This is a genomic window from Sporosarcina ureilytica, from assembly GCF_001753205.1.
Lineage (GTDB): Bacteria > Bacillota > Bacilli > Bacillales_A > Planococcaceae > Sporosarcina > Sporosarcina ureilytica.
The window spans coordinates 2932512-2948002 of record NZ_CP017560.1 but is presented as its reverse complement, the minus strand read 5'-3'; the positions used below and the strand labels follow the sequence as shown (position 1 = coordinate 2948002).

Here is a 15491-nt window from a genome sequence, read left to right as displayed (position 1 = left end):
ATGACGAATAACTTAAATGATTTCTCTTTAGACTATTTTTCACTGAAAGATAAAGTTGCCATTGTTACTGGCGGTAATAAAGGGTTAGGACAAGCATATGCGGTAGCGCTTGCAAAAGCTGGAGCAGATCTATTTGTTGTGACACACGGAACAGAGTGGGATGAAACAAGAGAATTAATTGAAAACACAGGCCGCAGAGTTGAGTTTTTCCAAGCAGACTTAAGAGATCGAACAAAACATAAAGAACTTGTCGATACATGTGTAGAAGTATATGGCAAGGTTGATGTGTTAGTAAACAATGCTGGAACAATTCGCCGTTCACCACTTCTTGAGTACCAGGAAGAAGATTGGGATGCAGTAATGGAATTGAACTTAAATTCATTGTTTTTCCTAAGTCAGGAAGTTGCGAAACTAATGGTAGAGCAAAAGAGCGGGAAAATTGTCAACATCGCTTCAATGCTTTCCTACCAAGGCGGAAAGTTCGTGCCACCGTATACAGCAAGTAAACATGGCGTTGTAGGTGTAACGAAGTCATTTGCGAACGAATTGGCTGAGCATGGCGTGCAAGTGAATGCAATTGCACCAGGTTATGTTAAAACAGCGAACACAGCACCAATCCGTGCAGACGAGCAGCGTAATAAAGAAATACTTGGAAGAATTCCAGCTGCACGTTGGGCTGAAACAGCTGACTTAATGGGCGTTGTCGTATTCTTATCAAGTAAAGCATCGGACTATATGAATGGTGCAGTAGTCGAAGTAGACGGCGGCTGGCTATCAAGGTAAGAAGCAGATCCACAGCCAATTAGATAAACTTTTATAAAGTGAATAAACCGTATCACGCGAGGTGATACGGTTTATTTGTTAACGAACAGAGACGAAATCAGTAGATTGAAAGGTCTCATGTAATTAAATATGTAAAAGGAGAATTTAAAATGGAACTAAATCTAGGGATTAGAGCGCATGATATTCAAGGTCAAGAAACAATCGATGGACTGGCAAAGGAAATTGCAGGTAAAGGATTAACTGCAGTTCAATTGGCATTAGGAAAATCTTTTCCTGATCTAAATACGAGCGTGGGCAGTTTAAGTCCAGGACTTGCGAGACATATTGGTGATCAGTTTAAGAAGAATGACGTCCAAATTGCCGTATTAGGTTGCTATATTCATATGATTCACCCTGACAAAGAGAAAAGACAATCCGAATTAGAGCGATTTAAAGAGCATATTCGATTTGCAAGAGATTTCGGGTGTAGCATTGTTGGAACAGAGACTGGAAACGTACATGAAAAAACAGCTTATACTGAGGACAATTTCGAAGAGCAACCATTTTTAGATGTTGTCGAAAGTGTTCGTGAACTAGTCGAAGAGGCAGAAAAGTTTGGCGTTATCGTTGCGATTGAGGCAGGCATTAATCACCCAGTGCATACAGCACAGAAATTAAGAAGACTCATCGATCTGATTGATTCGCCAAATCTTCAAGTAATTCTCGATCCAGCTAACTTGTTAGATCCGTATAATTATGAGCGACAAGAAGAAGTCTTCCAAGAAGCAATGGACTTATTAGGGGATCATATCGTGATTATGCATGCAAAGGATTTCATTATCGATGAAAACGGTTGGGTTAAAATGGTTCCAGTTGGGACTGGGTTATTGAATTATGATGCAGTCTTTAAATTAATTAAACCGAAAAAGCCTCACCTAAATGTATTATTAGAAGCTACACAAGAACCACATATTGATGCGAGTATTGAGTTTTTGAGAAAGAAATATGCGGAAGCGTAATATATGATAGATTTCTTAGTAATTAGTACTGAAATTCAACAAAGTTGATTTCCGTTCCGGGTGGACGCTTTTCCAGCTTCAGGAGGCAGACGCTCGAGTCATAAGTCAAATTAACTGCGTGGAAAAAGCACCACTCCGTTAATTCGCCTTATGCTTGTCGCATCTAACCGCCTCCTTCAGCTTTCATTATTTCCGTGGGGCGGGCGGTGAGCCAAGCGAACAGCGAAGAGTGAGCTTTGCCGTATTTCTGCATGGTTTTGGCAGAAATTAAGGCATCCACCTTTTATATTTGCTGCTCATAACGCTCCGCTTTTATTCGCAAAGGCTGTACTTCGCAACAGCCTTTCCTGCGGGGTCTCACCTAGGAAAAAGTGAACTACCTTTTTCCCTGCTAATCCCACAGGAAGAGCCGTCACGAAGAACGGCTTTTGCGACCAAAAAGCGAAGCGTTTGAGAGCACACTCGCCACCCTCCACTCCAATCAACAGAGAATCCATTAAAATTGATGAATGACTTGGAAAGCAATGGAACCAATTATGATACAGATTCTACTACTTCACTTTAAAATCCTTGTTTTTTAAGTAACCAGAAAGGGAGGTTGTTCACTTGGATGCTGAACTTCGCGGGAAAATATATCAAGATGCAAAAGAGTGGATATTGAATGCTGGACGAAATATTCGAGAGGCGATTAATGATCCATTGGTAGTTGAAACTAAGGCGCATGCTAACGATTTAGTTACCGAAGTTGATAGAGAAACAGAATATTTCTTAGTGACTCATATTCGTGACACTTATCCAACACATAAAGTATTTAGTGAAGAGGGCTACGGAGATGATATTCAATCGTTAGATGGGATTGTATGGATTATCGATCCCATTGATGGAACGATGAATTTTGTTAAGCAACGTAAGAACTTTGCAATTTCCATCGGGATTTTTCATGAAGGTATCGGGGAAATTGGCTTTGTTTACGATGTCATGTCCGATATTCTTTACAGTGCGAAAAAAGGTGAAGGCGCTTATAAAAATGACGAAAAGTTACAATCCCTAGAACCTAACTTGGCGCTGGGTGAAGCGATATTGGGATTCAACCATAAATGGCTTTGTCAAAATGATGTCATCGATGAAAAAGTCGTGCAACAACTAGTTTCTAACATTCGCGGATCCCGTGCATATGGTTCCGCAGCATTAAAGTTAGCCTATGTTTCAGAAGGGATCATCGATGGTTATTTAACGATGAATCTAGCCCCATGGGATATTGCTGGGGGAATGATTCTGGCGAATGAAGTTGGGGCTGTCACAACGAACCTAACTGGAGGACCTGTTACTCTTTTATCAAATGACTCGACTGTTACTTGTCATCCTGCAATACAAACAGAACTTATTAAAGATTATTTAGAGAAAGGAATTAAATAATCTTTGTTATGAATCCTTCAGCTCGGCGATGGCCGGGCTTTTTCTTTTTCATTTCAAATAAATGATTTAGAACCTCAATAGATGAGGGAGGAGAAATATCCCTTATCTATTGTTTTTTTCATTTCATTTAAATTATTAATGATAGTTTCCTCATACTTTCTACTTGTTGGGTAGTACCTAAAGAACCAATATTCAAATAATTATTGTAATTAAAGTTTATTAGGATTACAATTCAATGTATGCGCTTACTCAAAGGGTGGAAGGGGGCTATATTGCATTATTTAACGCAAAAATAACAACGTTGTTATTTTGATAGGCTTCTAAGTAAATACATTGAGATAACTACTTCAAACAAGAAAGGTGGAAATTAGATTGAAGAGATTCACAAAAATGCTTTCAATTTTCCTCTCTATGATATTGGTGCTTAGTATCTTTACTAGCGTTGCGTCCGCAAGTACAGAGGGTCCTAATGCTCCGGTTGATTTACAAATACCGACACTTGCGTTCGATGAAAGCAGTGTAACACTCGTTTGGAAAAAGCCAGAAGATTATAGTGACATTGTAGATTTTAATGTGTATATGAATAACGAAAAAATAGGCACTGCATTAGAAGATAATAATGGACCTGCAAAAGAATATATCGAAAACTTTTATGAGAACATTGATCAAGATGATTTTCATGTGAAAATTTTAATTCATAATTTCAAGGTAGAAAACCTAGATCCTGATACAGCATATGAGTTTTATGTAACGTCAGTTGATGCGAATGGGAAGGAATCGAATCCCTCAAATAAAATAATTGGCAAAACAACACCGACGCCGGAAGTTTTCAATATTCTCGATTACGGTGCGACAGCGGATGACGAAACAAAAGATACGAAGGCAATTCAGGCAGCTATTGATGCGGCTACACCTGGAGCAAAAGTATTGATCCCGGAAGGTACTTTTATTTCCGGTGAAATCTGGCTTAAGTCTGATATGACATTACAAGTAGATGGACATTTAATTGGTTCAGCAGACGCTGGAGATTATAGCCAGAATTTCTGGTTATATGATTATTCTACGGATGAGCGCTCTTATTCATTAATTAACGCGCATACGTATGATTATGGCAGCTTAAAAAATATTCGAATCGTTGGCGATGGAATCATTGATGGTAATGGGTGGAAGTATGACGTGAATCATCCAACGACGGATGAGATGGGTAATGAGCTTCCGCGCTATGCGGCAGGAAATAACTCGAGAGTGACAGGAAATGTGAAGGTTGAAGATGGCAAGTTAAGTCCGTTAGATCTTGATTCTCCTAATACGCTTGGAATTTTGGCGGCAACTCAATCATATGCGGCTCAAGAGATGGGAATGAATGCAAGGTCAGCTTATGCGATGCGTTCAAACTTAATCACGGTACGAGGCGTTGACGGAATGTACTATGAAGGCATTACACAACTAAATCCAGCATTTCATGGAATCGTGAATCTTCACAGTGAAAATATTGTCATCAACGGTACAATCGCGAAAACATATGACGGCAATAATGCGGATGGCTTTGAGTTCGGTGACTCGCAAAATATTATGGTATTTAACAACTATGTGGATACAGGTGATGATGCGGTTAACTTTGCTTCCGGTATGGGACAAGCTGCGGCAGCGTCTGAACCGACAGGAAATGCGTGGATTTTCAATAACTATATTCGAGAAGGCCACGGCGGAGTTGTAACAGGAAGCCATACTGGCGGCTGGATTCAAGACTTATTAGTTGAAGATAATATTATGTATAAAACAGACGTAGGGTTGCGAAGTAAAACGAATACACCGATGGGCGGCGGTGCGAGAAGTATTCTGTTCAGGGATAATGCATTAGAAGAAATTGATGGAGACGGACCATTTGTATTCACTTCTTCCTATACAGATTCAAATGCCGTTATTCTTTATGAACCTGCCGAAGTCATTTCTCAATTTAGAGATATGGAAATTGTCAATACGACAGTTCGTAATCAAAAAGGCAATAAACAAGCGATTTCAGTCGTTGGGAATAGCGATGCGGGAGAAGTTTACCACGAAAATATTACGTTTAGAGATGTAAAGTTTGATAATGTACTCGCTACGAATATTAATTATGGAAAAGATATTAAGTTTTATAATGTTGAATTTACAAACGTCAGTAATAACGGGGAAGATCCTTGGAGAATCGCGAACTCTACTGGACTTGTATTTGAAAATACAACGATGAGTGCAGTTTCTGAAGATGCAGCAAAAAAGCCTCATTGGCCTGAAAACGCTGCTGTTCAAGCAGAATCATCAGCTGATGGGACAAGTATCACACTAACGTGGGATGCGGCAACGGATAATGTTGGCGTTGCTGGTTATACAGTTTATCAAAATGACGAGAAGATTGGAACGTCTTATGCAACGACGAAGGATACAAGTTATACAATCGATGGATTAGCACCGGCAACGGAATACACATTTAAGGTAGAAGCTGCTGATGCAACGGGTAATCGAACGTCTAATGGACCGGAAGTTATGGTGAAAACTTTAGGTAAGGCGGATACAACTGCACCGATACTTCCAGAAAATACAAGTATTCACGAGCCGACAACGACAATTCCTGCAAGTGATACATTTAGCGGTGAAGAAGTACAAGTCGTTTATCCTGGCTTTACATGGGCATCAGTTGCATGGGAAGAGGCAAGCGATGAAACAGGAATTGCGGGTTACAATGTTTATGCAAACGGCGAGTTAAAAGGTTTCGCGAAATCAAATAGATACACATTGCCGAAGTTGCAGCCTGGAACGACTTACATCATCGAAGTTGAAGCAGTTGATGTCGCGGGTAACAAAACTCCTTACGGAAGCTCGCTTGAAATCGAAACCGCACCTCCTTATGCGATTGGTGCACCGACATTTACAGATGAACTAGAAGCAAAGGTTGAAAATAACGGTTCTGATGTACAGTTATCTTGGAATGAAGCAACAGCAATCAACCAAGACGTAATTGGCTATCGAGTCTACGTCAATGGACAGCCAATAAAAGCTGAAGATGTTGAATTTACACCAATCAATGATGAAATGACAACAACTGATACGACGTTTACAGTGAAAGGTCTTAAGGAGGGGACGCACACTTTTAACGTTGAAGCTATAGGCCATAGCATTAAACAATCGAAAAGAGAAAGACTAGCTGATGTTCTTGAGAATGGGCTTGTAGACGTGTCGCACTACAGATGGAGTGGCTTCGGACCAAGCACAACAATCACGCTTGGGCCTAACATTATAAACGCAAAACCAGTATTAGACGGAGACGTAGCAGAAGCGACTGTTTCAAAAGCAGCACTTAAAGCTGCTTTCGCAAAGACGCCAAAGGTAAAAGGTGTGCAGATTATTGAAGTGTTACTTGAAAAGGTGAGCGGTGCGAAAACATATGAGCTAACAATTCCGACTGAATTTTTAACGAAGGGCGGAAAAAATGAGCGAATTCAATTATCAACCGAATTCGGTATACTCTTATTGGAAGGCCATATGTTAAGCAATGCCAAAGTAAAAGATGAAACGGTAACCGTATTTATTTCCTCTGGGAAAACGGATGAGGACAAGCCGAGTATTGAGCTTGGTGTTCAGGCGAACGGGAAATCTGTGAATTACAACCACCCAGGAGCGCCAGTTCAAGTTGTTATTCCATATGAACCAACGGCGGAAGAATTGAAAAATCCAGAGCGTATCGGTGTAACGTTTATCGATGAGACAGGAAAACAAGCTTTGGTGAAAAACGGAAAGTATGAAGTGGACAAGGGAAGCGTTACTTTTACAACGACGCGCTTTGGACAATTCGATATTGTTTTTAAATAAGGTATCTGTGCATTGATTATTAGACCATTGCCCTCCCGAATAGGAGAGGGCAAATTCTTAGTTAAAAAATGAACTGCTTCATTAAATGAGGCAGTTCATTTTTTATGGATGAAAACGGGCGTCACTTTCTTTTCTCACAGCTTGCCCTTTCAACTAAAATAGGTGACATCTTTTTCACATTGGAAGTAATATTCTTTTCTTCAATACAGTGAATGATTGATTGAACAATCTCTTCTGCTAATCGTTCTACCGGAACCCCAATACAAGTTAATGGAATTTCCGTATTCGCCATTTGGGGAATGTTATCATAACTAATAATGGAAACATCACGTGGAATGTCGAGCCCTATTTCTTTTATACCACGAATAATTCCACTACTAATATCGTAACTCCCGCCAACAATTGCTGTAGGATACGTAGGGTTTTCAAAACGTTTTTTAGTAGCAGCATATCCGTTATACCAATCAAGGCCCCCTGTATCAATCATATTGATATCTTCTATTGAAAGCATATATTGTTCCATCGCTTTCATAAATCCATTGTACTTTTCGGCTTGCATTGGATCTGTAGAGGACAAGTCTCCAATATAGGCGATGTCCCTATGTCCTAATTCGTACAAATGCTTAACTGCTTGATACATCGCCTGTTCATGATTGGCATCGATTATAGGATACTCAACATCCCTTTCTTTAGCGACCCCGTAGGATATAAGTGGAATGGTCGTTTGCCGAATCGAGGGTTTACTATTCTCTTCAAATAAAATGATTCCATCAACTTGAAACTTTCTAAATGTATCTAAAGCAGTTTCGGTTGATTCCACAGATAGAATCATAGAATAAGGCGTTTTGTTAATCTTATTATTAATTTTCGTAACCAATGTTGATAGAACGACACGCTCAATGGTTGGCCAAATTAAGCCAATAATTTTCGTTTGCTTTGAAACAAGTCTTTGCGCTGCAAAATTAGGTTCATATCCTAATTCATCTGCGATTTTTACGATTTTCTTTTTTGTATCCTTTTTTACTAATGGACTATCATTCAAAGCTTTGGATACCGTTGAATAACTAACCCCTGCAATTTTGGCAATGTCTTTAATCGTTATCCCCATACCAAATCACCTACTTATCGTTAATGATTCATTTCCTAGGAAATTAAATATTGATTTTAGGGAGATATTGAACCCTACTATTGATCATTATTGCTAATCAAATTATCAAGAAAAAATGAAGTTATGTCTAATGTAACACAAATTAACAACGTTTTCATTCGGTAATCATGATATGAAAATGTTTGGAAGGGTCTTGTAAATTGGATTTCTGCACTGTGAAATGAATAATCAGTTCATTATATTGTAAGCGCTAACACGCTGTAGATACAGTGTTTGTAAGGGGGTATGAGAAACTGATTATATACGATATGCAGACGGTGACGTACGATTACACTGAATTGAAAAATAAAAGGGGTGTTCATTGTGGGCAATTGGAGAAAAAGAGTTTCTGCATTATTTTTAATGCTAGCCGTATTCGTTTTAATGGTTGCATGTAGTGATGAAGATAGTGCTTCAAAAGACGAAGCAAGCGGAGAAGAAAAAGGTAAGCCAAAGATTACAATTATGACGAAGCTTCACACTGCAGAAGTACCTGACGAAAAACTATTAAAACTACTAGAAGAAAAAGCGAATGTTGAATTAGAGATTGAGTGGGTTCCAGACAATAACTATGCGGATAAACTGAATACAGCATTTTCTACAGGTACATTCGCACAGGCCGTAACGATGGGACAAGATCAAGTTGACCAATTTAAAGGGGCCATCCGCGATGGACAGTTTTGGGAAATTGGTGCTTACTTTGATGAGTTCGAAAATCTAAGTAAGTTAAAAGAAGAAGTTGTTCAGAATACGATGGTTGATGGAAAGGTTTATTCGCTTTACCAAGGTAGACCATTATCTCGACAAGGGATGATTTACCGTAAGGATTGGGCAGACAATTTAGGATTAGAAGCACCAAAAAATGTAGAAGAATTTTATGAGATGGCAAGAGCATTTACAGAAGACGATCCTGATGGCAATGGCAAGGATGACACAATTGGTGTAACTGATAGAGGCGACTTAATTTACGGTCTATTTAAAACACTTGCTTCATGGCACGCGACTCCGAATAACTGGGGAGAGAAGGATGGAGAATTATTACCTGAATTCATGTTCCCTGAATATATGGAGTCTATGAATTTTGTCAAAGACCTTAGAGACAATCACTATATGAACCAGGATTTCCCAGTTACGAGTAAAGAAGATCAGCAAGCGATGTTTAAAAATGGAACTGCTGGTATTTATGTAGGGGCAATTGTTGATATTTTAGGACTTTACAATGACGCAATTGAACTAAATCCTGATTTGGAATACGACGTGCATACTGAAGTTGCTGGACCAAGTGGTGAGTTCACTATTTGGGCGAATCCGGGTTATAATAACGAAATTTTATTCCCTAAATCTGCAATAAAAACGGAAGAAGAATTAAAAGACATTTTAGCCTTCTTTGATTTAATGATGACACCTGAATTTTCAAACCTAGTTCAGTGGGGTGTTGAGGGTGAACACTACACAGTTGAAGATGGCTTCGCTGTCATTGACGAGGATCAAGATAAAATTCAAAGAGAAGTATTTGCTTATAACATGTTAGGGATTGGAGAGCCAGAAACAAACGGCAGATATGAATCCCTTCACAATTATGAGCCAAGACAAAAAGCAGAAGAATTAATTTTAATCAATAACAATCATTTAATTCATGACCCATCTATCACATTAGATTCTGAAACATATGTAAGAGACGGGGAAAGATTACAAGAAATCATTAATGACGCTACGTATAATTACATGCTAGGTGAAATTGATGAAGCAGGATTTGAAAAACAAGTTGAAAAATGGAAATCTGAAGGTGGAAGTAAAATTATAGAGGAGTTTAATGCTTCAAGGTAATTGAAAAGTTAAAGAAAGGTTCGCTTTTTGACCTTTCTTTAACTTTTTATTCTAGGTAGTAGGTGGACTAGACAAATGAAATTTCATCACGAATTACAAAACGACAGGGGGAGTGATGGAGATGAATAGTATTCAGGTTCCTTTGACAAAGGCGGAAATAAAAGAAAGAAAACGAAGTGAGTCACAGAAGAAAAGAAGTGAATTACGCAAAAATATTGCCAAAAACAAAATGATTTATTTAATGATTGCGCCGGGACTTTTGTATTTATTTATTTACAAATACATACCAATGTTTGGGATGATTATTGCCTTTCAGGACTATAAACCTTATTTGGGAATAGCCGGAAGTGAATGGGTCGGTTTAGAGCATTTTAAGCGATTGTTTACATCGTCCGATTTTTGGATGATCTTGAAAAACACACTCGTATTGTTTGCATTGCAAATCTTAATCTATTTCCCAATCCCAATCATTCTATCGTTAATGTTAAATGAACTTAGGAAAGAATATTACAAAAAGACCATTCAAACAATGATTTATTTACCCCATTTCATGTCTTGGGTTGTTGTCGTTTCCATAAGTTATGTTTTGTTAACGTTGGACGGTGGGATTATTAATGGATTATTAAAGAATTTTGGATTGAAGGAAATCAACTTTTTATTAGATTCTTCCTGGTTTAGACCGATGTATATTTTACAAATTATTTGGCGAGAAGCTGGTTGGGGAACAATTATTTTCCTAGCAGCGATTGCATCTGTTGATCCGCAGTTATATGAAGCTGCAAAAATGGACGGAGCAAACCGATTTAGACAAATGTGGCATATCACACTGCCTGCAATTAAAAGTGTCATTATCATTCTTCTAATCTTAAAAATTGGTGACGTACTCGAATTAGGTTTTGAACATGTTTATTTACTATTGAACTCAACAAACCGACATGTTGCAGAAATATTTGATACGTATGTGTATGTCGCTGGATTACGTCAAGGACAATTCAGTTATGCAACTGCGGTCGGACTTTTTAAAGGGGTCGTTGGATTAATATTGGTTGTATTTGCTAACTGGCTAGCGAAGAAAAACGGAGAAGAGGGAATTTACTAATTAGGAGGCATTACAATGATAGTAGACAAGTCATTAAGTAGTCGTATTTTTAATTTGATTAACACTACACTACTAACGTTAATTGCTTTAATAACCGTGTTACCTTTTATTCACGTAATTGGTAGCTCATTTGCAACGGGCGCAGAAATCGCAGAAAAAAGTTTCCTCATATTCCCAACGAAATTTACATTAAGTGCTTATAAGTATATCTTCTCTACAGGTACGGTTATGAAAGCAATCTTTGTATCCATTTTTGTAACAGTTGTGGGGACATTATGGAGTATGTTTTTATCAACGCTGACGGCTTACGGATTATCTCGTAAAGATCTCGTGGGTCGACGATATATTATGTTTTTTATCATCTTTACGATGCTTTTTAATGGAGGGATTATCCCGACGTTCGTCGTCGTACAAAAAACAGGATTACTGGATTCGTTAGCGGCCTTGATTATCCCAGTATCCATTAACGTTTTTAACATGATTATTTTAAAGACTTTCTTTCAAAATTTACCTGCTGGATTAGAAGAGTCAGCGAAAATCGATGGCGCTGGTGATTTTGGCATTTTATTTCGGATTGTCATTCCATGCTCATTGCCTGCGATTGCGACGATTTCACTCTTTTACGGGGTTACCTATTGGAATACGTATATGCATGCAATTTTATATTTAAGCGATGCAGCTAAATGGCCTGTACAAGTTTTACTTCGACAAATTGTCGTATTGGCAACCGGAATTGCTTATGATAGCGCTGAGTATTCGGATGTACCGCCGCCGTCACAGTCTGTAAAAATGGCCGTGATCGTTGTCGCAACGATTCCGATTCTGTTAGTCTATCCATTCTTACAGAAGCATTTTGCGAAAGGTGCATTGCTAGGTTCAATTAAAGAATAATGGGGTGTATCTATGTGGTCTGCCGATAAATATTTAAATGCTTTGTATCAGGAAACAACAAAAGCCCATAGTGAAATCTATGATAAAAATTGGCAAGATGACTTGAAAGATAAATTTAAAAGAGCATTGGGAGATTTTCAATTTACTAATGGAAATCTGCATCCAACCTTACTGGAAAAGGTTGATATGGATACCTATTATAGATTACGAGTTGAAATTAGAACTGACAGTCTTTTAAAAATGCCTGTTTATTTATTAATTCCGAAAGGCAGCCATGAAATTAAGTACCCAGCAGTGATTGCACTGCATGGTCATGGGTACGGGAGTAAAGAGGCTGTTGGTTTAAATCCAGATGGATCCAAGCTAAAAGAAAAAGGCTATCATCAGAACTTTGCCATTGAACTTGTGAAAAAAGGTGTAATTGTAGCCGTTCCGGAGTTAATTGGGTTTGGGGATCGGAAACTTCAAAAAGACCAAGGCGTTGGTTCGCCTACTGACAATTCTTGTTATATGATGGCTAGTCAATTGTTGCTTAACGGCAAGACATTAGCGGGTCTTAGAGTCGCAGAGTGTAGAAGAGTGATTGATTATGTACAATCATTAGATGAAGTTGACAATGATAGGATAGGATGTATGGGGATTTCAGGAGGAGGACTTGTCGCTGCCTTTACATCCGCCCTTGACGATAGAATAAAAGCTGTTGTTGTGAGCGGTTATGCGAATACTTTTGAAGGAAGTATTATGGCAAGAAGACACTGTTTAGATAACTATATTCCCGGCATATTAAAATACGCGGAAATGCCGGATTTGATTGGGTTAATCGCCCCAAGAGCATTGTTTATCGAGGCGGGGATGGAGGATCATCTTTTCCCTCTAGAAAAGACGTTGGAGGCCATTGAGCAGTTAACAAAGATTTATCGTTCGTTTGGGGTGGAAGATTTATTGTCTTATCATCTGTTTAAAGGCGGCCATGAAATAAGTGGAGAAAAATCATTTGATTGGCTCATCCAGAAGTTAAACGAAGAAATCCACCATTATCAATAATGGTGGATTAGTTTTAATGTCCAGTCGTAGTATTTCGATTTAAACTTTATTCTTTTGTCTATATCTTCCTGGTGTCGTTCCTTCAACTTTTTTAAAGGAACGAATAAAGTTTTGGGAGTTATTATAATTCAGTCTTTCTGCAATTTCTTTCACAGTGATATCTGTTTCCCTTAACCACTTTTTAGCGATGTTCAGTCGATATAATGACAGGTACTCACTAAATGAAGTATTTGTTTCTTTACGAAAGATACTGCTTAAATAGTTTGCATTATAGTGCAGTTTTTCGGCAATATAATTCAATGTTAAATCAGTATCATATTCTTGCTGTACGATATGAATAATCTCGTCGGAAATATTTTTGTATTGTGATTGCATTCTCTCTTCGGTCTTGTCCATCAGTGGATAGATGATTAGACTCTTTAACCAATTGATCACTTCGGTTAATGATCTGAATTCATATAATTGATCGAATAGCGATTTATGGCCACCATACTTCATAATATTTACACCGAGCGTTTCGGTCAGTTCAATTAAATTTGTTAACAATCGTACAATCGCAATCTCATATTGCGTATTGCTTAACTTATCATTAAATAATGCATTAATGAGCTCATCCAAATAGTGGTCTACTTTATCTTTATCGCCAGCTTTAATGGCATTGAATAGCTCAATTTCAATATGCCGTGGATAAAAAGTGAAGAAACTAGAATCACTTTGTATGTTATCAAAAAATATAATTGAATCGGGCCCTAAAGTAAGCGTGTGCCTTAAGGCTTCAGTACTTTCTTTAAATCCTTGATGGGCTTCTTCTAATTGGGTATATTTCTTACTAATTCCGATACTTACTGTGATGCCTAGCTCATCTTTAATTCTTGTTTTAATTGCCTGTAATCTAGTTGAAATGTATTCTGTCATGCTAGTATGCGAATCTTCATCCATTAGAAATACAGTCACTTGCGTTTTATTCACGACAACTGGCGTCATTCGACGATTGTCTAGTATTGACTCTTCAATCATCGTATTGATTGTAAATAATAGTAAATCTTCATTTTCAACGTCATGCATGGTATCTTCCAATGAATCGACTTGAAGGGAAAGTACTGTGAAGTATTTCCAACTCGTCGGGTATTCATAGGAGAGCAATTTACTTTGTAACTCTTCATTTGATAATTTCCCTTGAAGGAGTCGCGTCATGAAAAATTGTTTTAATTGTACTACCTGACCTTGAAGTTTCATCTCCAATTCATCATTCTGTTGTAACATTTCTACTATTTGGTTTTCAATAATTGTAAATTCATCACTATTTTTATAGTCATTCATTGTGCCTGCTGGCGGGCTAGTTATCGTACGGGACAGTCTATTAATCGGCGCATACAGTCGTCTGGATGCGATATAGGAGAAGATGATAACCCCTATTAATATGATTGTTGTCGTAATAAATGTAAACCATCCGATTGAGTTGGATTGTTCATTTAACGCACTTATTTTAATCATAGAGAGGTAAGTCCAATTATTATAGGCTGATTTTCTAAAGGTTACCTTGTAATCGCTTTCATTTAATGTTAAATCATATTGGCCAAAGTCGCTCTTTATTGCATTTAATTCGATTATAAATGGCGCATCTGAAAGGTCATCCCCAATATTCGATAAATCACTATGGGCAACGACTACATCGTTTTCATCGAGTACAATGATTGTTTCGGAGTCTAGATTACTCGCTAGAATATTATTAAAATCGCAAATAGGTATGTAGGCAATCGCAATTCCGCCTTTATAATTCGCATTCAATGGCAGTTTTTTCACGAGATTTATATAAAAATCGCAATTGGTCCCTTCGCTGGAATCGAATAAAATTTGTTCCTTTTTCTCAAGTAACCATGATGATTTATAAGGCAGAGAGGAATATTTTTCAATGATATTTTCTGTATGACTTGTTTCAATTCTTTTAAGTCCGTTATTATTCAAACGCCAACCTTCATTAAAACTGACCAATAACAAATCTGAAATGCCACTATCTGAGCGCTGAAGCTGATTCATTTCCTTTTTCAACTGATTATAAAGTTGAAACTGGTTTGGTGTAAGTGGCTCGTCTAAAGCTTTCAGAAGTTGATAGGAAGTAACAAAAGTCGTTACAGATAGATCTGCGGTTTGCAATGTTTGTTCAAAGTTCGTTTGAATTTGATAGATGCTTTGTTCTTTTTCTTCCGCAATATTTTTCTCTATGATTTCTGACGACTTTAAGTAAGAAAATAATCCGACGATGATTACAGGTAACGTCGCAAGCAGGGTGAGAATTGATAATAATTTAAAGTAAAAACGCTTATTGTGCCTCATCAATATACCCCCGAGTTTTGTATTGAATATTTGATTTGGTTAGTAAACAAATTATATCATAATGTTTGTATTTTTCTATAAAATTTTATATTTTTATTAATAGTCA

The 15491-nt window shown here is 37.7% G+C and carries 10 protein-coding genes; 8 read left to right on the top strand and 2 right to left on the bottom strand.

What is annotated here, in order from left to right; genetic code table 11:
* The 4 genes from kduD to BI350_RS14430 all read left to right on the top strand — a co-directional run bounded on the left by kduD (position 1) and on the right by BI350_RS14430 (position 7043).
* Complete coding sequence (gene kduD, locus BI350_RS14450; RefSeq protein WP_075528782.1) at positions 1 to 783, top strand: 2-dehydro-3-deoxy-D-gluconate 5-dehydrogenase KduD; 783 nt, start codon at positions 1 to 3, stop codon at positions 781 to 783.
* 149 nt (positions 784 to 932) lie between these two features.
* Positions 933 to 1781: a sugar phosphate isomerase/epimerase family protein gene (locus BI350_RS14445; protein ID WP_075528781.1), complete on the top strand. Its 849-nt coding sequence runs from the start codon at positions 933 to 935 to the stop codon at positions 1779 to 1781.
* A gap of 606 nt (positions 1782 to 2387) precedes the next feature.
* Positions 2388 to 3197, top strand: coding sequence for an inositol monophosphatase family protein (locus tag BI350_RS14435; protein WP_075528779.1), 810 nt, complete (start codon positions 2388 to 2390; stop codon positions 3195 to 3197).
* A gap of 372 nt (positions 3198 to 3569) precedes the next feature.
* On the top strand, positions 3570 to 7043 hold the full coding sequence (locus BI350_RS14430; RefSeq protein ID WP_075528778.1) for a fibronectin type III domain-containing protein: 3474 nt from the start codon (positions 3570 to 3572) through the stop codon (positions 7041 to 7043).
* Positions 7044 to 7164: 121 nt separating this feature from the next.
* Here BI350_RS14430 and BI350_RS14425 read toward each other — a convergent pair whose 3' ends face one another.
* Positions 7165 to 8151 (bottom strand): LacI family DNA-binding transcriptional regulator, encoded by a 987-nt coding sequence (locus BI350_RS14425; RefSeq protein ID WP_075528777.1) that lies wholly within the window; start codon positions 8149 to 8151, stop codon positions 7165 to 7167.
* A gap of 363 nt (positions 8152 to 8514) precedes the next feature.
* Between BI350_RS14425 and BI350_RS14420 the strand changes: the two genes are divergently transcribed.
* The 4 genes from BI350_RS14420 to BI350_RS14405 all read left to right on the top strand — a co-directional run bounded on the left by BI350_RS14420 (position 8515) and on the right by BI350_RS14405 (position 13051).
* Positions 8515 to 10017: an extracellular solute-binding protein gene (locus tag BI350_RS14420; RefSeq protein WP_425423232.1), complete on the top strand. Its 1503-nt coding sequence runs from the start codon at positions 8515 to 8517 to the stop codon at positions 10015 to 10017.
* A gap of 115 nt (positions 10018 to 10132) precedes the next feature.
* Positions 10133 to 11116 (top strand): ABC transporter permease, encoded by a 984-nt coding sequence (locus BI350_RS14415; protein WP_082295099.1) that lies wholly within the window; start codon positions 10133 to 10135, stop codon positions 11114 to 11116.
* A 15-nt stretch (positions 11117 to 11131) separates the two neighbouring features.
* On the top strand, positions 11132 to 12007 hold the full coding sequence (locus BI350_RS14410; protein ID WP_075528775.1) for a carbohydrate ABC transporter permease: 876 nt from the start codon (positions 11132 to 11134) through the stop codon (positions 12005 to 12007).
* 12 nt (positions 12008 to 12019) lie between these two features.
* Positions 12020 to 13051 carry a dienelactone hydrolase family protein gene (locus BI350_RS14405; protein WP_075528774.1) on the top strand — a complete coding sequence of 344 codons (1032 nt, stop codon included), beginning with the start codon at positions 12020 to 12022 and terminating at the stop codon, positions 13049 to 13051.
* Positions 13052 to 13090: 39 nt separating this feature from the next.
* Here the strand turns inward: BI350_RS14405 and BI350_RS14400 are convergent, their stop codons facing one another.
* On the bottom strand, positions 13091 to 15385 hold the full coding sequence (locus BI350_RS14400) for a helix-turn-helix domain-containing protein (RefSeq protein WP_075528773.1): 2295 nt from the start codon (positions 15383 to 15385) through the stop codon (positions 13091 to 13093).
* Positions 15386 to 15491 lie beyond the last annotated feature (106 nt).

Bases quoted from the DNA above. Each gene is read 5' to 3' on its own strand.
- BI350_RS14415 (WP_082295099.1), top strand. From the start codon at position 10,133: ATGGAGATGAATAGTATTCAGGTTCCTTTGACAAAGGCGGAAATAAAA.
- BI350_RS14405 (WP_075528774.1), top strand. From the start codon at position 12,020: ATGTGGTCTGCCGATAAATATTTAAATGCTTTGTATCAGGAAACAACA.
- kduD (WP_075528782.1), top strand. From the start codon at position 1: ATGACGAATAACTTAAATGATTTCTCTTTAGACTATTTTTCACTGAAA.
- BI350_RS14425 (WP_075528777.1), bottom strand. From the start codon at position 8,151: ATGGGGATAACGATTAAAGACATTGCCAAAATTGCAGGGGTTAGTTAT.
- BI350_RS14400 (WP_075528773.1), bottom strand. From the start codon at position 15,385: ATGAGGCACAATAAGCGTTTTTACTTTAAATTATTATCAATTCTCACC.
- BI350_RS14445 (WP_075528781.1), top strand. From the start codon at position 933: ATGGAACTAAATCTAGGGATTAGAGCGCATGATATTCAAGGTCAAGAA.
- BI350_RS14410 (WP_075528775.1), top strand. From the start codon at position 11,132: ATGATAGTAGACAAGTCATTAAGTAGTCGTATTTTTAATTTGATTAAC.